Here is a 26307-nt window from a genome sequence, read left to right as displayed (position 1 = left end):
ATGATACGGCATCCACAGAACGGCATCCGGGTGGTCCATGTAAGTGGTGTACGCCGTACGACGAGGCGAGCCAAGCAGGCCGACCGTGTGCATCGAGCCGGACATGAAGAACATGCCTGCAATCCAGACCCACGTTTGGATAATCCCCATTTTATGAAGGAATGGCGTCAGCCTGCGGCCTCTCAGGGCCGGGATCAGCCAATACGTAATCCCGAAGAACGTAAGCGCTACGCTGGTCGCTACCGTCAAGTGGAAGTGACCGGTAACCCAGAGCGTATTGTGAATCAATGCGTTCATCTCATGGCTCGCGTTGATAATCCCCCCGGCGCCGGCCGGGATGAAGATCAGCATGCCCATGAAGGGAGCGAAGAAGCGAACGTCCTTCCAAGGCAGCTTGCGGAACCAGCCGAACAGCCCTTTCGCGCCGACCGAGCGGCCGTGCATTTCGAAGGTGGCGAACAGCGAGAAGGCGGTCATCAAGGAAGGAATGACGACCATGAACGTCAACACGACCTGAACGAACTTCCATACGTTCGAGATGCCCGGCTCCATCAGCTGATGGTGGAACCCTACCGGGATGGAAAAGAGCAGAAACATAATAAACGACAATCTAGCCAATGCGTCGGAGAACATTTTGCCGCCGATGACCTTCGGAATGACCACATACCAGCACATGTAGGCGGGAAGCAGCCAGAAGTATACGAGCGGATGGCCGAAGTACCAGAACAGCGTACGGCTCAGCATGATATTGACCGTCTCGACCCAGCCGAAGGACCACGGGATCAGCTGGAACAGCACCTCAATCGCAACGCCCAGTGTCGCAATGACCCACATCAGAATGGTGACGATCGCCATAAAGGAGAACAGCGGCGTCAGCTTGCCTTCGTTCGTCTTTTTCCAATAGCGGTAGTTCGCGAACATACCGTAGCCGCTCGTCCAGCTGCCCACGACCACGAGCACAAGTGCCACATAAAACCATGGGGAAGCTTTCATTGGTGCATAGAATGTGTATAATACGGTCGCTTTATTCAGCAGAATCAGTACCGTAGCCAGAAGCGTACCCACGGTCATTAACGCAAAGCCCGCCCAGCCGAACGATCTGGCGATCGGAAGCAGCTTGCCGCCCAGCGTTTTGGCCAAGCCCGCATACATAAAGCCGATGATGAAATAAGTTGTGAAAATGAGCGCCATCAGCACGCCGTGTGCCGTCAGCAATTGATAATACCCGATCCCGTAAGGCAGCTCCAGCATGCCGCCGCGGACAAGGCCCTGCAGCAAGCCGGCGATGCCGCCGATGAATAACGCCCCGAAGGCGAACAGGATATGGGCCAGCGACAAGGCGCTATCGCGCCGGTCGAAGCTTTTCCAGTCTGTCGTCATTGCCTACACCCCTTTGATTATTTAACGATAATTCTTGTCTGCATCATTTCGTGGGCCGTACCGCAGTACTCGTTACAGAGCACCAGATATTCGCCCGGCTTCGTAAACTTATAGGTTAGCTGATTCACTTCCCCCGGCATGACCATCATGTTGACATTCGTACCTGGGATTTGGAAGCCATGAACTACATCTTTACTTGTAATATGAAACGTTACGGTAGCCCCAACCGGAATCTCCATCTTATCCGGCGAATAGCCGAAGGCAAAAGCCAGCATGTAAGCCTCGTATTCGTTGTCGCCGACCTTCTTCAGTCCCGGCTTGTCGAAGGGAGCGGTCTTGTCGACGGTCTCCGGATCCACCGTATGTCTGTGCGTACCCGGCGGCTGCATCCCTTGGGCGAAGGCTCCCACGCCTACCACGGTCAGGAACGTAATGAGCATCGCGATTCCGAAAATGAGCCATATTTTTTCTAGTCGATGAATATGCATCTGTAATCTCCCCCTGTTACCCTCTTGAAATAAACAACACGTACGCGCCTACCCAGGTAAGCACGAGAAACGCTCCAAGCAGCATGACGGAAGCAAAGGCCCCTTTAAGCTCAGGCTCCTTGTGCTGAGGCGGGATTGCAGTTCCGCTTTTGCTTCGCGAATCCACCTGCTTCTTCCCTTGCTCTGCTTGGATTTTCGGTTCAGGCTTAGCCATCGTTGATTCCCTCCCCATACGGGTGTGATTTATGTCATGTGCTCATTGTAGAGCCTGTGTACCGTAAGTCACTATGATCTTCATCACATCGGATGTGAAGCAATAGTGAACGATATATGGCAGCCGGTGCAGCACAAAAAGGCCCCTATTCCCTTGCAGGAACAGAGGCTGGAGGAGGAGCGGCATATTCGCCGGGATACCTATTTGCTAAACCTCCCCTTAAATTGGTAAAAGCCTACGAAAGCTATAGCATGAAAAGGAGCTGACCTTTATGTTGAATGATCATTTTTTACATAAATTTATTAAAAATCCTCAAGCCTTTCAAATGGCCGTACACCCGGAAGCCGTCGGTTCGTCTCCTGCCGGAGTCCCCCGAAGCTCCATGCCCGAGTCGGATGAGCTGGCCCGGTTGGACCGGATTCAAGCATACCGGCAGCTGGTTCAGCTCCGCGAACGTAAAGGCAATCGAATAAGCTTGTAACAAACAAAGAATCCCTCCGCTGCTAATTCAGCACGGCGGGATTTTTTGCGTGATCGGGGAAATGCTCCTTCAGCAGCAGCTGCACGACATGGTAAAAGTGCTTCCCATTATCCTTTGAACGGTATAGGTATGCTGTCATCACCGCCCCGCTATATGCGATCTCAAGCTGCTTGGCCAGCGCTTCCGGGTCGCTGGCCCCCGCTTCCTCCGCCATATCCTTAATGGCATGCCAAGCCACAATCCGGCATTCCTTCGCCTTGTGATGGCCGGGGTGCTCCTGCTCCGGGAACTCAATTGTCGTATTCATAAAAGGACAGCCGCGAAAATCCGGCTCGATCATCCGTTCGGACAACAGCCGGAGCACCTCCAGCAGCTGCTTGTACGGCTCGCCGGGATAACGGCTTCGCGCCGTCTCGATTCTTTCCATCGACCGTGCATGGCGCTGCTCGAGAAAGGCCACGACCAGTGCATCCTTCGTCGCAAAATTTCGATAGAAGCTTGCCTTGGCTACACCGGATTCTTCAATAATCCGATCAATGCCAACCGCCCGAATTCCCTCGTCGTAAAACAAATTCGAAGCCACCTGGAGGATGCGCTCCTTTGCGGTTTCCTTCTTCTCCATCACATGTTCCCCTTTCGAGACATGAAAATGCCGTTGACATGAGACAGATCTGTCTGTATCATATCAAAGTATGAGACAGATCTGTCTACCCCATTGATTTTATCATATCCCTTAGGAGGATGTACAGTGTCCAACTCAACCCATTCAGCTTCAACAAGCCAGTCCGTTCGCGCCGCAGCGGAGCCTTTGATTGACGAACGGCCTCAGCTCAAGTCTCATCTGCTGCTGGCCATCATTTTATTGACCGTCTTCTTGGCTGTAGCTAACGTATTCATCGTCAATGTCGCCACTCCGGCGATCCAGCAGGGACTTCAAGCGGGCTTCTCCGGCGTTCAATTCGTCTTGACGAGCTATACGCTCGCTTATGCCGTAACCCTCATCATCGGGGGAAGACTCGGCGACCGGTACGGACGCAAGCGATTGCTAGTGCTCGGAGTCATCGGGTTCACCGTCTCCTCCCTGCTTTGCGGACTCGCAGGGAGCGTTTCCTCTTTGGTAGTCTTCCGGATTCTTCAGGGGGTGTCGGCGGCTTTCATGATGCCGCAGGTGCTATCGCTGATCCAAACGAGCTACGCGCCGGACAAACGCGCCGGAGTATTCGGACTCTACGGCGCTGCCCAAGGCATTGCGGCGACTAGCGGCCAGCTGATCGGCGGATTGCTGCTGCGCTGGGACCCGGCCGGACTCGATTGGCGGACCGTCTTCTTCTTCAGCGTGCCAGTTGGCTTGCTGATTCTCGGCATGACTATGTATATAGAGGAAACGAAAGGAAGCAGCTCTTCCGAGAAGCTGGATTGGATCGGAGCCGCTTGGGCTACGGGCGGGTTGTTTATGCTGATTTTCCCGCTGGTACAGGGTCAAAAGGAGCATTGGCCTGCGGGCCTGGTCACCTGTCTGATCCTCTCCGTACCGGTGCTGGCCGCTTTCGTCTTCTATGAGCGCCGGATGGCTGCCCGGGGCCGCGAGCCCTTCATTAACGTCAGCTTGTTCGCGCTGCGCCGGTTTGCCATGGGCATGCTGATCGTCTTTGTGCTGTTATGCTCCCAAGCCGCCTATTTCCTTGTTTCGGCTTATTTCCTGCAGCTCGGCCTTGGCTTCACTGCGCTTCAGGCAGGGATGATTATTTTGCCGATGGGGGCCGGTTACTTCGCAGCGTCGCTCTATTCCGCGAAGGCTGTAGCCAAGCTCGGTCCGCACGTGCTGACCTTCGGCGCTCTGCTCACCACGGCAGGTTATCTGCTGCTTGCCTTATCAGTGCATAGGACGGGAACTTCCCTGCAGGGCTATGAATGGATTCCGGCGCTTGCCGTGCTTGGGATCGGTCAGGGCAGCTTAGCCGCTCCGCTCACAAACGCCGTTCTCTCCCGCATACAGCGACAAGATGTCGGTTCAGCCTCCGGGATATTGACTACCGGTATGCAGGTGGCGTTTGCCATCGGTATTGCCCTCATAGGAATTGTCCTCATGAATACCCTCGGACGGCATGCGGATTTGGCGAGTGCACGGCACGTTCCGGCGTTTCAGGCTGACCTGATGAAGCTGCAAGTGAGCGAGAACCGGAAGGAGGAGCTTTCCCGCCAATTCCAGAGCTGCTATGGCGATTATGCCCGTATCGGCGACCCTGCCGGGATCCCTGCCAGCTGTGTGCTGACTGCGGAGGAGGCTTCCGTTAAGCCGCTGCTTCTGTCCGGTTTGAAGCATGCTACAGCGTATAATTATGCTTATGCGTTCGAATATTGCCTGTATGTGCTCGCCGCCTTCACCCTGCTTCTGCTTCCGCTGGTGCTGGGGCTCATCCGGGAAAAGCGGAGCGCATAACTGTTCAAATTGAAAGAGCGACTTATCTGCATCCCGGTCAGAAGTCCGCGGCGTGTGGCCGGATGCTCTTCGAACAGATATTTCTGCGAATAGGCAGCTTTTTTCCATGACTTGCATTCAGAGCTGGAAGATTTCTGCGTAAATACAACATTCCAAGATCATTTGCCTCATATTCGGCCATTGTACTCTCGCAAAGGTGCCTATTCTCACAAATCTCGTTCCGAACCGGGTTTGGGACCGTGGATTTCTGCACTATAAGTCAATTTCATAATTAGAAAGCCCATGTGGAATAAGGTTTTTCGGCAAACCAAAAAGGAGTACCTCCCCACATTAAGTTTGCGTTTGACCAAACAAGTTTTAAAATGTACACTTCGAAATGGTTACCTGCGGCAGACTTAATTGACTTCTTATATAAATTTGTTATACGGGTCACTTTAGCCTGTTTACCTTCATTAAAAATAGACCCCTTCGAGAAGGAGAACAGCATTTACGGCATCACTGCCTGCGGCATATAGATCGCGTTACAGGGCGTCTGGCGCTTATCACGGCTCGGTAATGCTCCCTGTAACGTTATGAAATCACCTTACTGTACCAAATATGGGTTCATCTGCCGCTGTAAGATGAAAAAATCGCGTTACAATGCGTCTGGTGCTTATCACGGCCCGGTAACGTTCCTTGTAACGTTATAAATTCACCTTACTGTACCAAATATGTGTTCATCTGCGACCGTAAGATGAAAAAATCGCGTTACAGGGTGCCTGGCGCTTATCACGGCCCGGTAACGCTCCTTATAACGTTACGAAATCACCTTCAATAGCAGCTTTGCACGTGCAATCGCAGCTACAATAAAAGACAAAAAAACGAGAGCAGCACTCCCCATGGAGCTGCGCTCTCGTTCCATTCCTTACCCTATTGGCCAATCTTCCTGTTTATAGGCCATATCCCAGAACAAATACTCGTACTGGCTGCTGATCAGAAAATGCTGCTTCATCCGCTCGCGGTCCGCCTCTGTGACTTGCTCCGCCAGCGCATCGACGCGGTCGATCTGCTCCTGAACCAGCTCCCGGAACCATTCCCCGCCGTAAGCGGCAATCCATTCGCGGTAGATCGGCTCCTCCGGCGTGCAGCCGGCCAGACGCTCTCCAATCTCGTAATAGAGCCAGTAACACGGCAGTATCGCAGCGACAATGTCGCCGAGATGTCCCGTGTAAGCCGCCCGGATCAAATGCGACGTATAGGCATACGCCGTGGGTGCAGGCTGGAAACGGCTGCGCTCCTCGTCGGTAATGCCGAGCAGCTTGGAAAACTTCTCGTGCAGCGACAGCTCGGCCCCGTAGGTGCCCTGCGCATGCACCGCCATCCGGTTCGTCGTGAACAGGTCGTCAGCCTTTGCAGCTCCAAGCGCCTGGACTCTGGCGAAATGAGACAAATAATAGGCATCATTCAGCACGTAGTGACGAAACGCCGCAAGCGGCAGGCTTCCGTCCCCGATTCCGCGCACGAACGGATGCTCGAAGCTGGCGTTCCAGCTTGCATCCGCCGCGGCTCTTAGTTGGTCCGAGAATTTCATAGGTTTATCCACGCCTCCCGTATTAAGAGTTGATTTCATACCGCACATCCCCCACGCTAAAGAAAGGCAGATTCCAGCCCAGCCAGACGGCGGCCGCCCATAAGACGGCCAGCAGCACCGGCCAAAGCAGATCTACGCGGGACCAGCCGATCGCGTAGTAGAAGGTTCGCTGCTTCACCGCCATGAAACGCTTCGCTTCCATTGCCACGGCGATCCGCTGGGCCCTACGGATGCTCTGAGCCAGCAATGGGATCGCATAGCGGCGCAGCTTCCCGTACCAGCCTGCCGGTCCATGCTTCTCCTTGATCCCCCGGACCTTAAGCGCCATGCGAAGCGTCCAGAATTCGTCAAGGATCATCGGCATCAGCCGGAAGGCCGCCATGAAGCTGTAGGCATACTTCGGAGGAATTTTCAGCTGCTGCATGAGCGAATAGAATAACATTACCGGCCTCGTCGTCAAGGCGAACAGCAAGCCTGCCAGCGCCATATTGACGGTCTTCAACCCGATATGTACCCCTCGATAGAAGCTTTCCTCGGTCACATGAATCAACCCGAAGCGAAACCAGGTCGTCTCTCCCTTGCCGAAAAACACCATCGACGTCATCGAGCACACGAAAAGTATGGTGAAAGGAAGCAGCAGCAGCAGCACACGCGACCTCGGATGCCCCGAACAGGCAAGCAGCAGAAGTACGAACATCCACGTCGTATTCGCCAGCACATTGATGTTATGCGTTAGCAAGATAAGCAAAAACAGAACAACCGATAGCAACAGCTTGTAGCTCGGGTTCACCCGATGAAGCCACGTCTCCTTGATATCCCAGGCCTGCTGCATCTTTTCTTCACTTCCCTTCTGCCCTAATTCACCGGTTCGCAAATTGTTTGCTCCTCGAACCGCCGTACATACTGCTCGGGTGACAGCACCGCTGTCAGCCTTCCGTTCTCCACTTCCCATACCGTTGTTGCAAAATAACGGACGAGCTCCGGATCGTGTGTTACCATAATGATCAGCGTACCTTGTCTGCGCCAGCCCTCCAGCAGCTCGAGCAGGGCGAACGTGTTCTCCGCATCTTGCCCGAAGGTAGGCTCATCTAGAAGAAGAACCCTCTGCTGCTTCACCGTTGCAGCAGCTACGCTTAGCCTTCGCTTTTGCCCGAGAGACAGCTGATAAGGATGCAGCTCCCTGTGTCCCGCCAAGCCGAATTGCTTCAGCAGCTGCTCCGTCTTCTCCTGAACGAGAGACTCCGGGTCTCCGTCCCTGCGGAAATTGAAGGCCAGCTCCTCCTTGACGGAATCGGTCACAAATTGCATCTCGGGATTTTGAAACACATATCCGGTGGAATCTCCAATATCCTCGAAGCCGCGGACGAGATTTCCCCTTACCTTGTATTCGCCCTTGGTCGGAATGAGCTGCATCAGTCCTTGAAGGAGTGTGCTCTTGCCGGCGCCGTTCTCTCCGACAACGGCAATCCAGTCCGCACCTGCCGCTTCTGCGGCATCCACCTGAATCCTCGGTGCCTTGCCGCGATAGCCGCTCCACTGTCTCAGCTTCAGCAATGGCTCAACGGCTCCATCGCTAGGGAGGGCTCCGCCACGTTTTGTCGTATCCCAATACCGTGGGCTTGCCGTATAATCCGACCACACGCCGGGATACCAAATGCCATACTCCTGAAGCTCCCGCTTATGATCGCGAAACACGCTGGCAGGCTCTCCGTCGGCGAGAATCGAGCCCTCGTAATCGAACAAGACGACCCGGTCCACGAAATCCACGATCTCGTCGATCTTATGCTCTACGATGATGACCGTCTGATCCCTTGTCACCTCTTTCACCGTCGTCCAAACCTGCTTGGTCCCCTCTGGGTCCAGCAAAGAGGTCGGTTCATCCAAGAACCAAACCTCCGGCTGCAGGGCGAGCAGTGAAGCAAGAGCCAGCCGCTGCTTCATGCCTTGAGAGAGCGAGGCAATCGGCACATGCGGGTCGGGCAGCTGCAGTCCAACCTGCTCCAGATACCGGCGGATCAAACCCGCCATATCCGGCCTAGGCACCTGCATATTTTCAAGTACAAAGGCGATCTCCTCATCCACAAACGGCATGCAGAACTGCGATTCGGGATCTTGAAACAAGTAGCCTGAAGCCGCCGGCACCACGCTGCTGTCACAAAGCATCGGCACTTCAATCGCTTGCGGGATCAGCCCGCTTAGCACCTGCAGCAAGGTCGACTTTCCGCAGCCGCTCGGACCGAGCAGCAGCACCTTCTCTCCTTGTCTGACGGAGAGGGACAGCTCCTCGAAGAGAAGTCCGTCGCTCCCCGGAAATTTAAGCCGCAGCCCTTCCACGGCAGCCGCCAGTTCCTTCATCACAATCGTACTCATTACATCTTCGTCGTCTTGCGGTTCAGCGCATCATAGTCGGCGCGGCTGGCAGGCCGTACGAGCTGAGCCACACCGGTAGCCTCCAGCGCCTTCACCAAGCCGGCAGCCACGAAGCCGCAGATCACGAACGCCCCCACGAATCGGAGAACGATATACAGCACCAAGCTCCAGGTTTGCAATTCCGTCATGTACCCCTTGAAGAAATCGAACACCAGTGCGCCTGCGCCTGCGGCCATTCCGGCCAGTCCCGCCGTTACGGCCGAGTAACGGTTATACCCTGTTGCAGCGAACATCAGCTCGGCGCAAATCCCTTGCACCAGACCGTACGTTAACGCCTCGACGCCGAACGGGGAACCGAGCAGCAGCTCTCCGCTTGCCGCCGCCGCTTCAGCCAGAAAGGCAACCCCGGGCTTGCGAATGAGCAGGAACGCTACCGTCGATGCAATAAACCACATCCCGTACATCAGCTGCTCGAGCTGAAGTCCGGGTGCTTTAGCCACCTCATACACGGCAGCCCAAAAATGATAAATGGCGGCAAGGACAACGGAAATAACGACTGTGACCAAAATATCGGTCAGCTTCAAACCTTTGGACATAAACCTCACAACTCCTTTTTTTCCTTTTGTTTTGTCAACCGGGTTCCGAGACATGTATGCCAAAAAGGGCCGCCTCCGCAAAACTACGGAAGTGGCCCAGATGAGCTTATCATGATCGCGCGCATACGCTCTCCACTTCCCTACGCTGGCATAATCCAGATCAGGTTCAGAGGGTCTAGGATCTATTGATCCAGTCTCAGCCCTACGGCTCCCCTAGTGACATAACTCATATTAAGCACGTTTGCCTCGATTGTCAACGAATAAATTCCGTAGGAAGATAGAACATTTTAGGTAATTTTTATAAAAATTGTGTCACATTACGCAAGTAAATCGTTGGTAACCATGCTAAGATATAGGTAATTGGTACCTCTATTTCGCTAAGGGAGACATTCTTATTAATGAATCAAATCGATGAATTGAAGCAGCAGCTGCTTTGGGTCACCACGGAGCTCGTTTCGGAATGTCCTTACTGCATATGTATTTCAGATGATCCCCAGCTGCGGGCCCCTATCTCCTGCACCAAATATTCCGGCTCCAAGAACCCGATTCTTGTGAATGTCTCGGCCTGCTTAGCCTGTCAGGAGTACAAAAAGCAATAATTACGTGAAGAGAAAGGCCCCTCCGGGTCTTTTCTTGCTGTTTAGGCGACTTTTTCTTGGTTGCGCTTGCTCCCGGAATGTGTCACTATAGTCGGTAGGACTTTACAATTATGAAGAAATAGGTGAACCTAACCAGCATGAAACGTTCGTTATTCCGGCTTCTAACCGAGCTATCCTCCCGCAAAACCATTTCCCGAATGACAGGAGCCTTTGCCAAATCCAAGCTCAGCCGCGGGTTCATCCCGCAATTCGCTAAGACCTACGGCATTCCCGTCGAGGATGCGGAGAAGAGCCTTCATGAATATGCATCGCTGAACGACTTTTTTACCAGACGGCTGAAAACGGGGCTCCGTCCCATCCATACGGCTCCAGGCGCCATGGTCAGCCCTGTCGACGCCCTGATCACCGGCATGGGACCGATTCAAGAGGGATTGATCCTGAATGTCAAAGGTCAGGATTACACCATTGACGAGCTGCTCAATCATTCGCCGCGGATGGTGAATTATAAGAACGGTTTTTTCTATGTACTGTACTTGAGTCCAACGGACTATCACCGCATTCATACTCCGGTCAGCGGCATCATCGTAGAGAAGGAGCACATCCCCGGTAAGGTTTATCCGGTCAACGACTTCGGACTGCGCTTCATGCGACGGGTGCTCAGCCGCAATGAACGATTGGTCACGTACATGCAGCATGAAGGCGGCGAGGTTGCCGTCGTCAAGGTCGGAGCGTTGAATGTAGCCAGCATCCGGTATGTCGATCCGCTTCCGGATCGGCTGGAGCGCGGCGATGAGCTCGCTTACTTCGAATTTGGTTCCACCATCGTACTACTCACCGAGACCGCCACGTTCGAGAGCCGGGCCGATCTGAAGGTAGGAAGCAAAGTAAAAATGGGCGAGGCTCTCGGTACCTTTATGCAAAAATAAGGAGATGAGCTTTCCCATGCAAGTGCAGCCAAGTGCTGCGGCCGTTTCTTCCATAGGAAGGAAGCAGGCTGCGGCACCGCAGTCAGACATCAAGCCAACCGTGTTTCGTATTTTGTTCGCCATCAGCTTGGTCCATCTGTTAAATGACACGATTCAGTCCGTCATCCCGGCCATTCTTCCGATTCTGAAGGATTCCATGGGGTTAAACTATATGCAGTCCGGCATCATCGTCTTTGCCTTGAACATGACGTCCTCCGTTATGCAGCCGATGATCGGCCTCTACGCCGACAAGAAGCCGACTCCTATGATGCTGCCGCTCGGCATGGGACTTACCTGCATCGGGGTGCTCGGCTTAGCGCTGGCACCGAATTATGCGCTTATCCTGCTGTCCGTGCTGTTCGTCGGGCTAGGCTCCGCCATTTTCCATCCGGAGTCCTCCCGCGTTGCCTACATGGCGGCGGGCTCCCGCCGGGGCTTGGCACAATCGATCTTCCAGGTCGGCGGCAATTCCGGACAAGCGCTCGCGTCCGTCATGACGGCGCTCGTCTTCGCGCCGCTTGGCCAGTTCGGTGCCATCTGGTTCACGCTGGTCGCCGGACTCGGCATCGTCGTCCAGCTGACCGTTGCCCGGTGGTACGGCGGCTACATGGCGGCGAACCCTCCGGTCAAACGGTCGGGAGCTGTCCGTACCATGAGCCCCGCCCGCAAAAAGCAAATTACCTTTGCGGTCAGCATGCTGTTGTTCCTGATCTTTGCCCGTTCGTGGTACAGCATGGGGATCTCTACCTATTATCCGTTCTACTTGATGGAGAAGTTCGGCATCAAGCTGGAGCAAGCACAGATCTATATCTTCCTGTTCTCCGCTGCGGGAGTGTTCGGTACTTTCCTCGGCGGTCCGCTCTCCGACAAATTCGGGCGGCGCAACCTGATTTTCTTCTCGATGCTGGGGACCGCGCCTTTGGCGCTGCTGCTTCCTTATGCAGATCCCTTCTGGACTCATGTGATCCTGCTCGTGAACGGATTTATACTGCTATCCAGCTTCTCGGTTACTGTGGTGTATGCTCAGGAGCTCCTGCCCGGCAAGGTGGGCATGGTATCCGGCCTAACGATCGGCCTTGCCTTCGGTCTCGGTGCATTGGGCGCCGTAGCGCTTGGCGGTATGATCGACCGGCTGCAGCTGACCCCGGTCATGCAGATGATCAGCTTCCTGCCGCTGCTCGGGCTGTTTACCTTCTTCCTGCCTAGCGACAAGACGATCCGGCAGTGGACGGAGGAAGCTTCAAACTAATGAAAAAAGGTCAGCAAGCGGTGCATTTCACACCGCTGTTGACCTTTTTTGCGTCCTACCAAGTCTTAGCCCATGTCTGTCCTTGACTGCTCCTTCGCGCTGCGGCGGCGGGCAACGCCGGACTCATAGGCAGCCGTTATGACAGCCTCCTTGACCTTCTCCACCACGCTCTGATTGAAAACACTCGGGATGATATACTGCTCATTCAGCTCGTCGTCACCGACGACGGAGGCGATGGCCTTGGCCGCTGCGAGCTTCATCTCCTCCGTGATACGGGAAGCCCGGCAATCCAGCACGCCGCGGAATATTCCCGGGAAGCACAGCACGTTGTTGATCTGGTTCGGGTAATCCGACCGTCCCGTCGCCATGACGCGGACATAAGGCTCCGCCTCCTCCGGAGGAATCTCCGGGGTAGGATTGGCCATCGCGAAGACGATCGGATCCTTCGCCATCTTCTTCACGTCGTCGACGCTGAGCACACGCGGGCCCGATAGGCCGATGAACACATCCGCACCCTCGATCACATCCGACAGACGGCCGCTCTCCCCATTCGGGTTGGTATGCTCCGCGTACCAGCTCCACGCGGAATTATCGTAGGAGTTACCCCGTACAATGGCTCCCTGCCTGTCCACTCCGATGACGTTGCGGACGCCGGCGGCAATCAGCATTTTGGTGCAAGCGATACCCGCAGCGCCGATGCCGCATACTACGACCTTGCAATCCTCGAGCGGCTTCCCGACGATTTTCACGGCGTTGTACAATCCAGCCAGAATAACCACAGCCGTGCCGTGCTGGTCGTCATGAAACACCGGAATGTCCAGCTCCTGAATGAGTCTCTCCTCAATTTCGAAGCATCGCGGCGACGAAATATCCTCAAGGTTAATACCTCCGAAGGTAGGGGCTACCGCCTTCACGATCCGAATGATCTCCTCCGTATCCTGCGTATTCAAGCACAGCGGGAAAGCATCCACCCCGGCCATCTGCTTGAACAGCATGGCCTTCCCTTCCATTACCGGCATTGCGGCCTCAGGTCCGATATTACCGAGTCCGAGTACCGCCGAGCCGTCGGAAACGACCGCAATCGTGTTGCGCTTAATCGTCAGCGAATGCGCCTTGAGGGGATCCTCGTGAATCGCCATACAAATGCGCGCTACGCCAGGTGTATAGACACGTGACAGGTCGTCACGGTTTTTGATGGGCAGCTTGGGAACCGTCTCGATCTTCCCCCCAAGATGCACGAGAAAGGTCTGGTCGGAGACATTGATCACCTTGACGCCGTTGAGGGAGCCTACTTTCTCCACCAAGGCATCCGTTTGATTCTGGTCGACGATATTCACCGTAATATCCCGAATCGTCGTGTTCTTACTCACCTGGTTCACGTCGATTGCAACAATATCACCGCTTACTTCATTGATCGCTACAGCGATCTGTCCGAAGGATACCGTATCCTTCTCAATCTCCAGCCGTAAAATCAATCGTGTGCTTCCTACAGGCGAACCCATGTTTGCCATCTAAGTATCGTTCCTTCCCGGTGAAGTTTGACCATAATAATCATAGCATAAGTCGGCCGAAGAAGGAAAAATCACTTGTTCTGTCAGGCGGGAGGAAATATTTGGGCAAAATCATAAGATCATCCCGCTGAAAGCCATTAGCAGGTTAATAACCATATGCCATAATATGGAAGGCAGTATGCTCTTTGACCGGACCGTAACTCCTCCGAAGAACAAACCTCCCAGTGCAAAGGCTATACACACAACCCAGGAAAAGCCCAAGGAATAATGCTGCAAACCAAACCCCAGGCTCGCGATCATCACCGCCCACCGCTCCCCCACCTGCCCGGCTAACCTGCTCAGCAGCGCGCCTCTCCACACAGTTTCCTCCAGCACTGCATTGACGACGGCGAAGAGCAGCGCGAACAGCCATACCTCTTGAATGGAGGTCCAGCCGTTGCGAATCAGGAAAGGGGCAAAGACGACTATATTCGTTGCGATGGCAATGATCAAAAACAGCTTAACGGTAGAATCGTGAAAGCCGGCCCAAATCAGCGGGACGCGGACGGACGCATTCCATTCGGGCCTCCTCGCATATCCCAGGAACGGCGACCCTTCGGCAAGAGACAGCGCCAGCATGGGAATCAGAATCACCGTCAGCGTTAAACGGTTAAGCAGGACACGGGTTTCCTTGGGATGCATGTCGGCTCCCCAATGGGAGGTTACATACAGATAACCCCAAAATCCGATACCAAAGCAAACGGCGGTTCCCAGAAAAGGCCTTAACGGCTTATGAACGCTAAGCAGCAAGGCAGCGGCCCCCCATACGCTCAACCACACATATTGTTCGATTAACAGCAGTACTATCATTGAACCGAATAAAAATAAACATGCTGTGTTACGCAGCAGCGACTGACTCATTCCTTTCTATCCTCACCCTTTCCGTAATACGCAGCCCCTTCATTTGCCGCTCGAACCGCGTCCCGGCTGAAGCTCTCCGGATGCTCTTTTCATCCGTTGGATGCCTTCTGCGATCTCTTCCTCCGAAGCATGAGGGAAATTCAAATACATTCCGTAACGCATCCCTACTGCCAAGTCCAACGTTGTCTCCGACCATCTGACTCCCTGAGCCCTTGCCAGCTCCCGAAACTTGAAGTACTCGGACTCGGTGCCTTTCCACCAGCCAAAGACATGCAAGCCGGCATCGCTCTCGACCCAATCGATCCAGTGCTCCAGCGAACGCAGCTCTTGGGTCAGCAGCGCAAATTTGCGGCTGTATACCCGCTTCATCCGCCTCAGATGCCGCTCATAATGACCCGCAGCCATGAAGGCTGCCAGCGTTCGCTGCTCCGCCAGGTTTACCGGCACCGGCTCATACAACGCCATCGCCCGGCGGAACGGCTCCACCAGCGCCGGCGGCAGCACGGCATAGCCGATGCGCAGCGACGGCAGCAGCGTCTTGGTGAAGCTGCCGACGTACACCACGCGCTCGCCCCGGTCGAGCGCCTTCAGCGGCTCAAGGCTGCGCCCCCGGTGACGGAACTCGCTGTCGTAATCGTCTTCGACGATGACGGATTCCCGCTCGCTCGCCCACCGCAGCAGCGCCTGCCGCCGCTCTAAGGACAGCACCGTCCCCGTCGGGAACTGCCGTGTCGGTGTAACAAACACGGCCTTCGCGTCCCAGTCCGCGGGCACAAGCCCGTCGCCGTCGACCTCGGCGTCGATGCAGCGGCCTCCCGCGGCGCGAATCGCCCGGCGGATGCCGCCGTACGCCGGCGTCTCCGCTGCGGCGGCCTCGCCCGGCCCCACGAGCAGCTGCGCGAGCAGCGCGATGGCCTGCATGGAGCCGCCGACTATCGCGACGTGCTCCCCCTGCACGGCCATACCCCTCGCCCGCCGCAGGTACTGGGCAATGCTCTCCCGCAGCCGCTCATCGCCGAGCGGGTCGCGCCCTTGCGCCGGACCGCCGGCGTGAAGCCCAAGGCTGCCCAGCTCCCGGACCTGGGCATAGTAGCAGCGGTTCCACTCCTCCTGAGGGAACAGCGACAGGTCCGGGGCAAACGTATGGAAGTCGATGCCCTCGAAGCGTCCGGCCCCGCGTTCATCCCCCGCAGCCTGTTCCAGCCGTTCCGCCCAAGCAGACAGCCGGTATGACGGCGCGGACATGCCTCCGCGCCCCCCAGTCATTCCCGCTGTAGCGGAAGCCTCGTATGCCACATACGTACCTCTCCCGGTTTCCGATTGAAGGTATCCCTCCGACACCAACGTCTCGTACACCTGGTTAACGGTCCCGCGGGACAAACCGTAGAGGACCGCCAGCTCACGCGTGGAGGGGAGGCGCGTCCCTTTGGACCACAGCCCCTGCAGCATCCCATCCCGCAGCGCATGATACAGCGCCAGCGATTTCGTCGGATAGTTCGCGCAATAAGTGGCAAACGCAATTTGAAAATGCATAACGTACTCCTCCGAACACTTATATCATCCTGATATTCTCAACCGGTCTACTCATTTCAATCTAAATTGGCCCTTTTCATTTGTCAACCGAGATTGTACACTGCATGTACAAACCATACACCTAGAACCAGGAGGCCAATTCATCACATGACCCAACCGACTCATCCGACCAACCAGGCGCCCGGCACGATTCGAATCCGGACCGCACAGTCGCAAGATGCATCATCCATTGCACCTTTATTCGATCAATACCGCCAATTCTACGGGAAAGCCTCCGATCTGAACGGAGCCATCACCTTCCTGGAACACAATTTGACACAGCAAAGCTCCGCCCTGTTCTACGCCGTCAATGAAACGAATAAGGCACTCGGCTTTACCCAGCTTTACCCCACCCTTTCCTCTCTGTCCATGCGCAAAGCCTGGATTCTGAACGATCTGTTCGTGATCCCGAAGGCACGCAGCCAAGGCGTCGCACGCCTCCTGATGGAGGCCGCCCGGCAGCATGCTGCCGCAACCGGAGCAAAGGGACTTGAGCTTGCCACCGGCGCCGACAACCAAAAAGCCCAGAGACTCTACGAGTCCCTAGGCTATCAGCGTGACGATGAATTTTATCACTATTACTTAAATCTCTAGCCGATCTTCGACTTCGACCCCGCATTCGACTGCTGCTCTTGATCCTCCGGAACGACGGCGTGCTCCAGATGCATTTCGAGCTCCTCGGTGTACGCCTGCTTCTCTTCCTCCGTCCAATCCAAGTAGGTTGCCATGCACTGAATGACCTGCTCCTTGTGATGATGCACCCAAGCGATGTCGAAGAACAAAGCTCCCGTACGGCGAATGAAGAAATCCACCGGCTTCACGGTCATCTCCGCTTCCATAGCGTACATTACCATCGCCATCACCGGCAGCGGCAAGCCGAACTTAGGCGCCGTATCCTTGTATTGAGCCGCCAATCCGTAGAGACGGTCAATATTGGAGCCATAGCGGCGTACCAGCTTCTCCGCCTCCTGAACCGTCAAACCGTACTTCGGACCTAAGGCCGCCTTCTCCTTCACAAAGCCCGCGAAGCCTTCCCCGCCCCCGACGTCCCCGCCGGAAATCGGCATATGCTTCGTGATGCAAGGCGTCAAACCGCCCAAGCCTTCCTTTTGGTACAGCTCTACCAGCATGTCGACAACCATTTGCGCCATTTTCCGGTAACCGGTCAGTTTGCCTCCCGCAATGGTGATGAGTCCGGAATCCGATGTCCAAATCTCATCCTTACGGGAAATTTCCGAGGCGCTCTTGCCTTCCTCGAAAATAAGCGGACGCAGCCCCGTCCAGCTGGACTCGATGTCCTTCGCCGTAATTTTCACGGACGGGAACATATAGTTGATGGAATCGATCACGTATTGGCGGTCAGCCGTCGTCATACGAGGATGCGCGACGTCTCCCTTGTACACTGTATCCGTCGTACCTACATACGTCTTGCCGTCGCGCGGAATCGCGAACACCATGCGGCCGTCCGGGGTATCGAAATAGATCGCCTGCTTCAACGGGAACCGCTTCTGATCAATGACCAAGTGAATTCCTTTGGTTAACTGCAAATGCTTCTTCGTCTTCGACTTATCCAGCTCGCGAAGCGTGTCTACCCATGGGCCCGCCGCATTCACGATCTTCTTCGCATATACCTTATAGGTTTGATTATGGATGCGGTCCAGCACCTGTACCCCGACGACTTTGCCGTTCTCGTACAGGAACTCGACGACCTTCGCATAGTTGACCAGCGTTGCGCCGCGATGAGCCGCTTCCTTCATGACTTCAATCGTCAGGCGGGCGTCGTCCGTACGGTACTCCACATAACGTCCGCTACCCTTCAAGCCGTCCTGCTTCACCAGCGGCTCGCGCTTGATCGTTTCCTCCACGCTCAGCATCTTCCGGCGTTCGCTCGGCTTCACTGCAGCCAGGAAGTCATATACCTTCAGACCGATCGAGGTGCTGAAGCTGCCGAAGGTGCCTCCCTTATGAAAAGGCAGCAGCATCCATTCCGGCGTCGTTACATGAGGCCCGTTCTCATAAACAATGGCGCGCTCCTTGCCAACGTCCGCCACCATTTTGACCTCGAAGTTTTTCAAATAGCGCAGGCCGCCGTGCACCAGCTTGGTAGAACGGCTCGAAGTACCTGCCGCAAAGTCCTGCATCTCCACAAGCGCCGTCTTGATCCCGCGAGTCGTCGCGTCAAGCGCGATCCCCGCACCGGTAATGCCACCGCCGATCACCAGCAGATCGAAATGCTTTCCATTCATTTTCTCTAACAGCTCAGTACGTTGGATGCTCGAAAAAGCTACTGCCATCGTTCTCTCCTCCATCTTTTAGCCGGTTTATGAGAACACAAAAAAGGAGAGCCCACCCCAAACATTGCAGCTCAGGACTGCAATGCAAGTGTGGTCTCTCCGTCTCTCCAACCGTTCTATTAACTTGTTGTTATTATACCACAAACCGCGTACAGTTTACACCATTTGTTTCACGCAAGCCGCCCATTTTTCAAGCTCATTCGTGCAAACGAGCACGTTCGGGAACCGGCTTCGGATCTCCTGCATGGCCTGCTCATCATCGATCGTCCAGGCAATCAGCTGGATGCCCTTCTCCTCACACAAACGTACATACTCCGGCGTTAAGTAAATGGATTTAACCGATAAATACTTGGCCTTCAGCTGCTCCATCAAAGGAAACACCGATGGCGTCGCTCCGTAAATAACAAGCCCTAGCTCCAGCTCCGGATCCAGCTCCCTCATGCGAAGGATTGAATAGTGGTCGAACGAAGCTACGAATACTTCCTTCTCCACTTCGCATTGCCGGATGACGTCAAGCACGGCTTGCTCCATGCCGGGATACAGATCTCCGCTCTGCTTCAGCTCGATATCCACCCGCACCTTACCCTTGGCCAGCATCAGGATTTCCTCGAGCGTCGGGATGGCTTGGCCGCCTCCGGCATCGAACTGCCGCAGCTCGTCCAAGGTGTAATCCTTCACCCAGCCCTTGCCGTTCGTCGTCCGATTGATCGTCGGGTCGTGAATGACCACCGGAATGCCGTCCTTGGTCAGGTTAACATCAAGCTCCAGGATGCTGTAGGATAACTCGATTGCCGCCTGAAACGATGAAACCGTATTTTCCGGGTATTTCTTCGGATAACCGCGATGAGCCAAGCCTTGAATGAGCATCTGCATAACCTCCGTCTTCCGTTTCCTCCATTATACCTTGAAGGCTCGGGACTTGCCACTCGGATCTCCAGCCATAGAGCGTCTTACGGCAGCTTGATCAATTGGATCCGGTCTAACGGATAGGTGCTTGAGCTCATATATTTCTTCGCGCCGGATTCGAACAGGACATGGGTCGTTCCCTTGATGGTGACCACGCCCTCGGACATCGGCGGCGCCTTCTGCTCCTGCTGCTTCGTCTTGCTGTCGAGGAACCATAAGGGCACCTTGACCGAGCCGATCTCTACCGTCTGATGCGGCGGTTCTACGATCGGCAGCTTGTGTACAATCAGAGCGCTCGCATTGTTGCGGCCATAGGATTCGCTGAGGATGATACGGTCGTGACCGACCTCCATGCCTTGAATCATATCCGGAATGGAAAGAATGTAGTCCGGTACGGCCGGATCCTTGCCCGTCGCCGGCTTCGGAAGATCCGTAGCCGGATCCAGCTTATAGCCGACGGTCCAAGCCTTATGCTCCTTGTTGTCCCGGTTATTCATGTAGTGCGTCTTGCTGGTCGGGTAGCTGGAGCCCTGCGCGTACTCCCCTACCCACAGCACACCTTCGCTGTAGGTAGTGAAGGAAGCACGAGTATCGGTCAGCACCGAGCCGCCGAAGGTCAGCTTCGATTCGTTATCCGCCTTGATCAGGTCTTCCTTCTTCAGCCAAAAAGCATTGCCGTCCGAGGATACCCACACGTGCTGTTTGCTGACGGTTACTCCTCCTGCGTGTCCGGTGTATGGGAGATTCGCCCCCTTGTACAGCTCATGCGCCTTTACCAGCTTGCCTGTCTCCGCATCAATCACGCTAAGCAGACTGGACTTGCCGTTCTCACGGTAGGATGTCACCAGCAGCCAATTTTTCTCCTCAAGGTAGGCAAGTCCCTGCGGAATCGCTTCCTGCTTCAGTGCCGGTACGATCGGCCCTTGTTTGGCATTGTCCAGAAACCATTTGATTTCCGGCATATCCACGCGAATTTTGATCCCCGCTTCCTCCTGGGTAACCAATCCGGCCGGAGCTTTCGCTTCCGGAGCCGCGGCTGCCGGCGGAGCTGTCTTCTCGGGCGCTTGGTTCTGCGCCGCCTGACAGCCGATCGCCGTCACTGCCAGCATGCCGGCAACCACCGCTGCAAATGCCTTCCGTTTCATCTGTGCTGCCCCTTCCTTCCGTGGATTCAGTACACCGTTTCACCCGTTAAGCAGTGCTTTGAGTTTGCCCGGATAATCCGTAATGATACCGGAAACACCGTATTCTATTGCCAGAAGCATATGCTCTTCTTCATTAATCGTGTACGGGAATACCTTCAAGCCCTGATTCACCGCATCGGCTACCTCCGCCTTGTCGATCCGCCGCATATGCGGGTGAAGGGAATACACCGGCGTGCTCATCAGACGGGCCAGATCCGAGTGACGCATCGCGTTCACATCGTACAGCAGGCCGATTTTCGCTTCGGGCTCGTGCAGCTTCAGATGCTGCAGGCTTTTGAAATCGAAGGACGAGACGACTACATTATGCACCCGATTCTTCTTCTGCATCAGCTTCACTAAAGCGGGTTCCAGCCTGCGGCCGTAGGAGCCTTTAATCTCTACGTTAATCATGATGTTCGCAGGGACCAAATCGAACACTTCCTCAAGCAGGGGAACACGTTCGCCTTCGTATTTCTCGTGGAACCATCTTCCGGCGTCCGCACGCTGGATTTCGGCCACTGTCATCTCGTTGACAGTGCCCTCCTTGTCCGTCGTGCGGTCCATCGTAGCGTCATGAATGACGATCAGCTCGCCGTCTTTGGACAAGTGGACGTCCAGTTCGATGGCGTCGCAGCCCTGATCAAGTCCAAGCTTGAAAGCGCCTAACGTATTTTCGGGAGCTTCTCCCTTCGCCCCTCGATGGGCAATGACCAAAGGTTTGTTCTGACTCATGATAGTCTCCTTTTATTTGAACGTGGAGTTGGACATGGCAGCGATGATATATTTTTGGGCGAATACGAAAATAATAACAATAGGCAGAATGACGACCACACTGGCTGCCATGATCAGATGGAAGGTCAACGCCTCGTCACCGGCCATGGAGTCCTTCATCATCGCGATCCCAACGGTAAGTACGCGCATGTTGTTCGAGTTGGTCATGACGAGCGGCCAGAAGTAAGAGTTCCAGCTGGAAATGAAGCTGAGAACGGTCAAGGTAGCAATGGTTGGCAGCGCCATAGGCGTCAAAATCCGGTATAGTACCTGGAATCGGCTCGCCCCGTCCACCCTTGCCGCTTCAATTACATCGTTGTTGATGGATTTGAAGGTTTGGCGAAGCAGGAAGATTCCGTAAGCCGAGGCGGCATGAGGTACGATGAGCGCCCAGAAGGTATTGATCCAGCCCAGCTTCGACATCATCACATAGACCGGAACGAAGGTAACCTGATCCGGGACGATCAGCGCCGCAAGCACCAGCAGGAACCATTGCTCGCGGAACGCGAAATTCCCTTTAGCGAAGGCATAAGCAGCCATGATAGCGATATTGATTTGCAGGAACACGATCCCCACAGTTTGAATAAACGTATTCAGCGCAAAGCGCGCAAACGGAAACGACGTAAATACTTCAGCATAGTTGGACCATTTCATCGACTCCGGCCAGAAGGTCGGAACGGCCAGACGAAGCTCGGCCGGTGTTTTCAATGAGGTCACCAGCATCCAATAAACCGGGAAGAACATCACCAACGTTACACAGATAGCCAGCAGCAGTCGTGAGGTTTTCCAAAGCGTGCTCGATTGCGTCATGTCCCCTCACCTACCCTTCGTAATGAACTTTCTTGCGGGATACGAACATTTGAAGCAGTGTCAGCAAAATGATAATGAAGAAGAAGATAATGACGAGTGCAGAAGCACGTCCTGTTCTGAACTCGGCGAAGGCCATATCGTAAATCCAGTACACCATCGCCTTCGTCGCTTCCAGAGGACCGCCGTTGGTCATAATATCTACCGATTGGAATACCTGCATGGAAGAAATAAAGTTCGTTACGACCAGGAACAGCGTAATCGGCGACAGAAGCGGAAGCGTAATTTTCCAGAATTGCCACCACTTGTTGGCACCGTCGATACTCGAAGCCTCGTAGTACTCAAGAGGAATACTGCGAAGTCCGGCGATAAAGATGATCATCGCGAAGCCTACGCCCTTCCAGACGGATACGATAATCAGAACCCACAAGGCCGTGGTCGGATTGGTCAACCATTTGACCGGCTCCAGACCGAGCAATCCGATCACTTCGTTCGCCAACCCGTATTGGGGATTGAAGATCCAAAGGAAAATCATCGAGACAATAACCATCGAGATGTAATAAGGCATAAACAGTACGGCACGCATGAAGTCGAAGAATTTGGAAGCTACGTTGAACAGCAGCGCCAGGAGCAGTCCGATCCCCAGCGTAAGCAGCACGTCCAAGATCGTATAAGTGAATGTGACTTTCAAAACCTTATAGAACGTTTCGCTACTGAGCAAATAAGTATAATTGTCAATACCGACGAACTTCTTGGTCGGCTTGGTCATATTCCAATTCGTGAAGCTAAGATAAAAGGAATTAGCAAGCGGATAGTAAATAAAGATGATCATAAAGGCAAGCGCCGGCAGCGCAAACGAAAAATCCTTAAAGCTTTCGACAAAGCGAGAAGTTCTTTTCACGGGGTTACCCCTTTTCTTTGTGGCATTTAGAAAGGAGATGCAGACGAACGGATCGCCTACATCTCATGGAATGACAGACAGATTTGCTTATTTATAATCAGCAAGCACTTCGTTGATTTTCTTCACGGAATCCTTCAGCAGCGGTGTAGGGTCAGCGTTCTCAAGAATCATTTTACCTACGACTTCCATGTAAATCTTGCTGAACTCAGGGTAGCCCGGATGCTGCAGACGCGGAGCTACGTTGTCAAAGTTATCGAATACCGCTTTGTATTGCGGCAGCTTCGTGAAATACGCCTTGCCTTGCTCGGAGGAAACAACGGATTTGTGCGTCGGCAGGTAGCCTGTGCCTTCCGCCCACTTGATGTTGTGCTCAGCGGAGGTCATGAACTTCACGAACTTCCAAGCCGCTTCCTTCTGGTTCTCCGGAGCCTTATCCATCATAACAATGCCCGCGCCGCCAATGTGAGATTCTCTCTTCTTATCGCCTGGGATGAAGGAGACGCCCACTTCAAACTTTGCGTTTTCCAGATACGTCTTCAATACAGCGGACGTATGCTGTACCATCGCAACCTTCTCTTGAAGGAACATCTGTCTCATGTTGTCGGAAGCGCCCTTGCCGTAGCCCATATGCATGGAGCCTTCGTCCATCCACTTCTTGAAGTTTTGCGCCCAGCGCAGGCTTTCCGGCTTATCGAATGCCGCCGCCTTTTTATCCTCGGTCAGGATGGAGCCGCCGCCGTTGGAAATCCACGGATCATAGTACCAAGTATCCCAGCCCGGAACGGAGAAGGCATAACGGGAAGTTTGTCCGCCTTCCTTCACAGTGACCTTCTTGTTAAATTCATCGATTTCCGCCCACGTTTGCGGAGGTTTCACGCCCAGCTTATCGAGCATGGTCTTGTTATACACGAAAACGCTTGTACTTACGATCAGAGGGAAGCCGTATTGCTTGTTGTTAAATGCATAAGCTGCGAGCATCCCCTTGGAGAAATCGTTCATGTCGATATTGTCGCGCTTGATGAAAGGACCCAAGTCGGCAAACACGCCGCTGTCAGCAAAGTTAGGCAAGGCAGAAACCTCTACATTGGTTACGGCAGGAACATCGTTCGCCGCAACGGCCGCCTGAAGCTTCTTATGGAGATCCGTATAGGCGCCTTGGAAGACAGGCTCCACTTTAATGTAAGGATACTTCTTCGCGAATTCCTCAAGCATGTAGTTCAGACCAGGCATTTGCGCTTCCGCATGGGAGTGCCAGTATTGGATCGTAACCGGAGTCGTGTCCTCTGCAGCCGCTTTCGCGTCCTTCAGCGGGGTTCCGCCGGAGGATTCCTCCGTGCCTGCTCCGCAGCCTGTGATCGATGCTGCCGCTACTGCTGTCAATACGACGGGTGCCAACCATTTTTTCATCTTCATGTTCCTTTTGTCCCCTTTCTGGAATGAAAAGAATGTGATAAGCCGAAAGATGAAGAGACCACCGGCATACCAAAGACAACGAATACGGTACGCACGACATGGCGCACCGGATCGTTGTCCTTGGGTTATCTCAGTGGTCTCCAAACCCGACGACATATTATCCAGTAATTCATATGATTAAAGCGCTTTCTCTGTGACTATTATCACACAAATCTTGTCGATTGTCAATGATCAAATATATTAATATATCATTAATATTGTAAGATTACAACGTAAAATGTGATTTTTTGTCATTCCTTAACATATTATCTTAACATTTGAAATTACATGGCTGCCCCTTGTCCCGAGGTCGCCCTTCCCGCCTGCAACGATCCTGAATCGAGGGAGATGATCTCACCCGATAACGAAATGTTCTCGATCGCCTTCATCATGTTGCCGTTCTTGGTGGATTTGACGCTGAATCGCAGCTCCATGATCGGGTTGACGTCTTTTTCATGAGTCTCATCGAGCTTCATTTTTACATTGACGATTTGAATGCCCTGCTCACCGAACATCGTCGCGATTTTGCCCAGTACACCCGGCCTATCATAGATATGAATGACAATCTCCTGGTTCCTGCGATTGCGCATCAGGTACCTTTCCCATTTGTTAAGCACGAATAAGCTCAACAGTACGAGAACGGTTACAAGCCCGGCTCCGTAGAAGAAGCCTGCGCCTACGCACAATCCGATGGCGGCGACGACCCAGATGGAAGCGGCCGTCGTAAGCCCGGACACCGTTGAGCCTGTTCGCATAATCGCGCCGGCGCCGAGGAAACCGATCCCGCTGATGACCTGCGCCGCGAGACGTGCCGGGTCCATCCGTACATTGTATTCATTCGCAAATTCTCCGAAACCGTATATGGACAGCAGCATAATTGCAGCCGAGCCGATACATACGAGTATGTGAGTTCGGAAGCCCGCCGCATGATTGCTCCATTCCCGCTCAAGTCCGATGAGACCGCCGAGACCTGCAGCCAAAAGCATGCGGATGGTGAGATCGAAGTGGTTAATATGCCACACGCTGTCTTCCAAAACCTCACCTCCTTATTAAGTTACCATAATGTCGAGGTACCTGCGGACACCGCAAGCGCACCCGCTTTAAGTGCTTCATCGATTTCTTCCTGATTCCCTACCAGCCCTCCGGCAATGATCGGAAGCGGCGTCATATGCGTCATCTCCCGAATGATCCGCGGCATGATGCCAGGCATGACCTCAATCGCATCGGGCATGCTCTGCTCCACTGATTTGATCCCGCGCGTTACCGCATTACGGTCAATCAGGAAGATCCGCTGGATCGCCATCAGTCCTTGCTCCTTCGCAACGCGGACCAAATTGCTCTTGGTCGAAATAATTCCGGTCGGCTGCACGTGCTTCGCAACATAAGCTACGCCGCTCCGGTCGGCTGCGATCCCTTCAATAAATTCCATATGAATGAAGACATGCTTGCCTGACGCCTTTACCCGGCTAACCAAATCAGTAATGTTGAAGATTGAGCCGGTCAGAAGAAAAATCACATTCACCGGGCTCTGGAGCGCCAGCTCCATTTCGTCTTCCTTTTGTAAAGCGGCTATCGTTTGGTGATCTACCATGTCAACGATCGGATACATTATGGTCCCCCCTGGTCATTGCAGTTGCAGTTGAGATCCATTATACCA

Annotated in this window: 26 protein-coding genes and 1 riboswitch; of the genes, 6 read left to right on the top strand and 20 right to left on the bottom strand. The window is 54.2% G+C overall.

The features are described 5' to 3' along the window. The 3 genes from QMO62_RS23995 to QMO62_RS33560 all read right to left on the bottom strand — a co-directional run. Positions 1-1380 (bottom strand): b(o/a)3-type cytochrome-c oxidase subunit 1 (locus QMO62_RS23995; protein ID WP_284644803.1); only part of this gene is annotated, 1380 nt, incomplete at its 3' end. Positions 1381-1397: 17 nt separating this feature from the next. Beyond that, positions 1398-1868 (bottom strand): cytochrome c oxidase subunit II, encoded by a 471-nt coding sequence (locus QMO62_RS23990; RefSeq protein ID WP_284644802.1) that lies wholly within the window; start codon positions 1866-1868, stop codon positions 1398-1400. A gap of 16 nt (positions 1869-1884) precedes the next feature. Continuing rightward, positions 1885-2082: a cytochrome c oxidase subunit 2A gene (locus QMO62_RS33560; protein ID WP_372516697.1), complete on the bottom strand. Its 198-nt coding sequence runs from the start codon at positions 2080-2082 to the stop codon at positions 1885-1887. Between the two features lie 271 nt (positions 2083-2353). Here QMO62_RS33560 and QMO62_RS23980 point away from each other — a divergent pair, with 271 nt between their 5' ends. Further along, complete coding sequence (locus QMO62_RS23980; protein ID WP_284644801.1) at positions 2354-2563, top strand: hypothetical protein; 210 nt, start codon at positions 2354-2356, stop codon at positions 2561-2563. Positions 2564-2585: 22 nt separating this feature from the next. Here the strand turns inward: QMO62_RS23980 and QMO62_RS23975 are convergent, their stop codons facing one another. After that, positions 2586-3185 (bottom strand): TetR/AcrR family transcriptional regulator, encoded by a 600-nt coding sequence (locus QMO62_RS23975; protein ID WP_284644800.1) that lies wholly within the window; start codon positions 3183-3185, stop codon positions 2586-2588. Between the two features lie 126 nt (positions 3186-3311). Between QMO62_RS23975 and QMO62_RS23970 the strand changes: the two genes are divergently transcribed. Further along, positions 3312-5003, top strand: coding sequence for an MFS transporter (locus QMO62_RS23970; protein ID WP_284644799.1), 1692 nt, complete (start codon positions 3312-3314; stop codon positions 5001-5003). Positions 5004-5907: 904 nt separating this feature from the next. On the opposite strand, the gene tenA is transcribed toward QMO62_RS23970, so the two are convergent. The 4 genes from tenA to QMO62_RS23950 are packed head-to-tail and all read right to left on the bottom strand — an operon-like array spanning position 5908 to position 9539. Further along, positions 5908-6573 carry a thiaminase II gene (tenA, locus tag QMO62_RS23965; RefSeq protein WP_284645024.1) on the bottom strand — a complete coding sequence of 222 codons (666 nt, stop codon included), beginning with the start codon at positions 6571-6573 and terminating at the stop codon, positions 5908-5910. Between the two features lie 22 nt (positions 6574-6595). Beyond that, the gene (locus QMO62_RS23960) at positions 6596-7405 is read right to left on the bottom strand and encodes an energy-coupling factor transporter transmembrane component T family protein (protein ID WP_284645023.1); all 810 of its coding nucleotides are present in this window, start codon (positions 7403-7405) and stop codon (positions 6596-6598) included. 23 nt (positions 7406-7428) lie between these two features. Then, complete coding sequence (locus QMO62_RS23955; RefSeq protein WP_284644798.1) at positions 7429-8943, bottom strand: ABC transporter ATP-binding protein; 1515 nt, start codon at positions 8941-8943, stop codon at positions 7429-7431. Beyond that, positions 8943-9539 carry an ECF transporter S component gene (locus tag QMO62_RS23950; RefSeq protein WP_284644797.1) on the bottom strand — a complete coding sequence of 199 codons (597 nt, stop codon included), beginning with the start codon at positions 9537-9539 and terminating at the stop codon, positions 8943-8945. Before QMO62_RS23950 ends, QMO62_RS23955 begins: the two co-directional genes overlap by 1 nt. Positions 9540-9659: 120 nt before the next feature. Next, a riboswitch (TPP riboswitch) is annotated at positions 9660-9764 on the bottom strand. 173 nt (positions 9765-9937) lie between these two features. Here QMO62_RS23950 and QMO62_RS23945 point away from each other — a divergent pair. The 3 genes from QMO62_RS23945 (at position 9938) to QMO62_RS23935 (ending at position 12352) form a co-directional block, all read left to right on the top strand. Beyond that, the gene (locus QMO62_RS23945) at positions 9938-10138 is read left to right on the top strand and encodes a hypothetical protein (RefSeq protein ID WP_284644796.1); all 201 of its coding nucleotides are present in this window, start codon (positions 9938-9940) and stop codon (positions 10136-10138) included. Between the two features lie 137 nt (positions 10139-10275). Beyond that, on the top strand, positions 10276-11064 hold the full coding sequence (asd, locus tag QMO62_RS23940) for an archaetidylserine decarboxylase (RefSeq protein WP_284644795.1): 789 nt from the start codon (positions 10276-10278) through the stop codon (positions 11062-11064). A 16-nt stretch (positions 11065-11080) separates the two neighbouring features. Next, on the top strand, positions 11081-12352 hold the full coding sequence (locus QMO62_RS23935; RefSeq protein ID WP_284645022.1) for an MFS transporter: 1272 nt from the start codon (positions 11081-11083) through the stop codon (positions 12350-12352). Positions 12353-12417: 65 nt separating this feature from the next. On the opposite strand, the gene QMO62_RS23930 is transcribed toward QMO62_RS23935, so the two are convergent. The 3 genes from QMO62_RS23930 to pdxR form a co-directional block, all read right to left on the bottom strand. Beyond that, positions 12418-13854, bottom strand: coding sequence for an NAD-dependent malic enzyme (locus QMO62_RS23930; RefSeq protein WP_284645021.1), 1437 nt, complete (start codon positions 13852-13854; stop codon positions 12418-12420). Positions 13855-13974: 120 nt separating this feature from the next. After that, complete coding sequence (locus QMO62_RS23925; protein WP_284644794.1) at positions 13975-14763, bottom strand: CPBP family intramembrane glutamic endopeptidase; 789 nt, start codon at positions 14761-14763, stop codon at positions 13975-13977. A gap of 39 nt (positions 14764-14802) precedes the next feature. Continuing rightward, a complete protein-coding gene (gene pdxR / locus QMO62_RS23920; RefSeq protein ID WP_284644793.1) occupies positions 14803-16296 on the bottom strand; it encodes a MocR-like pyridoxine biosynthesis transcription factor PdxR in 1494 nt (497 codons plus the stop codon). 147 nt (positions 16297-16443) lie between these two features. On the opposite strand from pdxR, the gene QMO62_RS23915 reads away from it, so the two are divergent. After that, positions 16444-16929, top strand: a complete 486-nt coding sequence (locus tag QMO62_RS23915) for a GNAT family N-acetyltransferase (protein WP_284644792.1) — start codon at positions 16444-16446, stop codon at positions 16927-16929. Here the strand turns inward: QMO62_RS23915 and QMO62_RS23910 are convergent. The 9 genes from QMO62_RS23910 to QMO62_RS23870 all read right to left on the bottom strand — a co-directional run bounded on the left by QMO62_RS23910 (position 16926) and on the right by QMO62_RS23870 (position 26259). Next, positions 16926-18629: a glycerol-3-phosphate dehydrogenase/oxidase gene (locus QMO62_RS23910; protein WP_284644791.1), complete on the bottom strand. Its 1704-nt coding sequence runs from the start codon at positions 18627-18629 to the stop codon at positions 16926-16928. The genes QMO62_RS23915 and QMO62_RS23910 overlap by 4 nt on opposite strands. Before the next feature lie 156 nt (positions 18630-18785). Then, positions 18786-19502, bottom strand: a complete 717-nt coding sequence (locus tag QMO62_RS23905) for a glycerophosphodiester phosphodiesterase (RefSeq protein WP_284644790.1) — start codon at positions 19500-19502, stop codon at positions 18786-18788. A 77-nt stretch (positions 19503-19579) separates the two neighbouring features. Continuing rightward, complete coding sequence (locus tag QMO62_RS23900) at positions 19580-20680, bottom strand: YncE family protein (RefSeq protein WP_284644789.1); 1101 nt, start codon at positions 20678-20680, stop codon at positions 19580-19582. Between the two features lie 39 nt (positions 20681-20719). After that, the gene (locus tag QMO62_RS23895; protein WP_284644788.1) at positions 20720-21451 is read right to left on the bottom strand and encodes a glycerophosphodiester phosphodiesterase; all 732 of its coding nucleotides are present in this window, start codon (positions 21449-21451) and stop codon (positions 20720-20722) included. 12 nt (positions 21452-21463) lie between these two features. After that, positions 21464-22300 (bottom strand): carbohydrate ABC transporter permease, encoded by an 837-nt coding sequence (locus QMO62_RS23890; RefSeq protein WP_284644787.1) that lies wholly within the window; start codon positions 22298-22300, stop codon positions 21464-21466. A 10-nt stretch (positions 22301-22310) separates the two neighbouring features. Next, positions 22311-23198: a carbohydrate ABC transporter permease gene (locus QMO62_RS23885; RefSeq protein WP_284644786.1), complete on the bottom strand. Its 888-nt coding sequence runs from the start codon at positions 23196-23198 to the stop codon at positions 22311-22313. An 87-nt stretch (positions 23199-23285) separates the two neighbouring features. Then, complete coding sequence (locus tag QMO62_RS23880) at positions 23286-24611, bottom strand: ABC transporter substrate-binding protein (protein WP_284644785.1); 1326 nt, start codon at positions 24609-24611, stop codon at positions 23286-23288. Between the two features lie 323 nt (positions 24612-24934). Next, entirely contained in the window at positions 24935-25636 is a 702-nt protein-coding gene (locus QMO62_RS23875) for an MgtC/SapB family protein (RefSeq protein WP_284645020.1), read from the bottom strand. 68 nt (positions 25637-25704) lie between these two features. Then, positions 25705-26259, bottom strand: a complete 555-nt coding sequence (locus QMO62_RS23870) for a glycerol-3-phosphate responsive antiterminator (protein ID WP_284644784.1) — start codon at positions 26257-26259, stop codon at positions 25705-25707. Between the last annotated feature and the right edge of the window lie 48 nt (positions 26260-26307).

It is taken from the genome of Paenibacillus silviterrae, from assembly GCF_030167925.1.
GTDB lineage: Bacteria > Bacillota > Bacilli > Paenibacillales > NBRC-103111 > Paenibacillus_G > Paenibacillus_G silviterrae.
This window is presented reverse-complemented; position numbering and strand designations above follow the sequence as displayed.

Coding starts and splice junctions, on each gene's coding strand:
- QMO62_RS23945 (WP_284644796.1), top strand. CDS start 9,938: ATGAATCAAATCGATGAATTGAAGCAGCAGCTGCTTTGGGTCACCACG.
- QMO62_RS23935 (WP_284645022.1), top strand. CDS start 11,081: ATGCAAGTGCAGCCAAGTGCTGCGGCCGTTTCTTCCATAGGAAGGAAG.
- QMO62_RS23895 (WP_284644788.1), bottom strand. CDS start 21,451: ATGAGTCAGAACAAACCTTTGGTCATTGCCCATCGAGGGGCGAAGGGA.
- QMO62_RS23925 (WP_284644794.1), bottom strand. CDS start 14,763: ATGAGTCAGTCGCTGCTGCGTAACACAGCATGTTTATTTTTATTCGGT.
- QMO62_RS23930 (WP_284645021.1), bottom strand. CDS start 13,854: ATGGGTTCGCCTGTAGGAAGCACACGATTGATTTTACGGCTGGAGATT.
- QMO62_RS23905 (WP_284644790.1), bottom strand. CDS start 19,502: ATGCAGATGCTCATTCAAGGCTTGGCTCATCGCGGTTATCCGAAGAAA.
- QMO62_RS23900 (WP_284644789.1), bottom strand. CDS start 20,680: ATGAAACGGAAGGCATTTGCAGCGGTGGTTGCCGGCATGCTGGCAGTG.
- QMO62_RS23870 (WP_284644784.1), bottom strand. CDS start 26,259: ATGTATCCGATCGTTGACATGGTAGATCACCAAACGATAGCCGCTTTA.
- QMO62_RS23950 (WP_284644797.1), bottom strand. CDS start 9,539: ATGTCCAAAGGTTTGAAGCTGACCGATATTTTGGTCACAGTCGTTATT.
- QMO62_RS23890 (WP_284644787.1), bottom strand. CDS start 22,300: ATGACGCAATCGAGCACGCTTTGGAAAACCTCACGACTGCTGCTGGCT.
- QMO62_RS23910 (WP_284644791.1), bottom strand. CDS start 18,629: ATGGCAGTAGCTTTTTCGAGCATCCAACGTACTGAGCTGTTAGAGAAA.
- QMO62_RS33560 (WP_372516697.1), bottom strand. CDS start 2,082: ATGGCTAAGCCTGAACCGAAAATCCAAGCAGAGCAAGGGAAGAAGCAG.
- QMO62_RS23955 (WP_284644798.1), bottom strand. CDS start 8,943: ATGAGTACGATTGTGATGAAGGAACTGGCGGCTGCCGTGGAAGGGCTG.
- QMO62_RS23960 (WP_284645023.1), bottom strand. CDS start 7,405: ATGCAGCAGGCCTGGGATATCAAGGAGACGTGGCTTCATCGGGTGAAC.
- QMO62_RS23875 (WP_284645020.1), bottom strand. CDS start 25,636: ATGCTTTTGGCTGCAGGTCTCGGCGGTCTCATCGGACTTGAGCGGGAA.
- pdxR (WP_284644793.1), bottom strand. CDS start 16,296: ATGCATTTTCAAATTGCGTTTGCCACTTATTGCGCGAACTATCCGACG.
- tenA (WP_284645024.1), bottom strand. CDS start 6,573: ATGAAATTCTCGGACCAACTAAGAGCCGCGGCGGATGCAAGCTGGAAC.
- QMO62_RS23980 (WP_284644801.1), top strand. CDS start 2,354: ATGTTGAATGATCATTTTTTACATAAATTTATTAAAAATCCTCAAGCC.
- QMO62_RS23880 (WP_284644785.1), bottom strand. CDS start 24,611: ATGAAGATGAAAAAATGGTTGGCACCCGTCGTATTGACAGCAGTAGCG.
- QMO62_RS23990 (WP_284644802.1), bottom strand. CDS start 1,868: ATGCATATTCATCGACTAGAAAAAATATGGCTCATTTTCGGAATCGCG.
- QMO62_RS23975 (WP_284644800.1), bottom strand. CDS start 3,185: ATGGAGAAGAAGGAAACCGCAAAGGAGCGCATCCTCCAGGTGGCTTCG.
- asd (WP_284644795.1), top strand. CDS start 10,276: ATGAAACGTTCGTTATTCCGGCTTCTAACCGAGCTATCCTCCCGCAAA.
- QMO62_RS23915 (WP_284644792.1), top strand. CDS start 16,444: ATGACCCAACCGACTCATCCGACCAACCAGGCGCCCGGCACGATTCGA.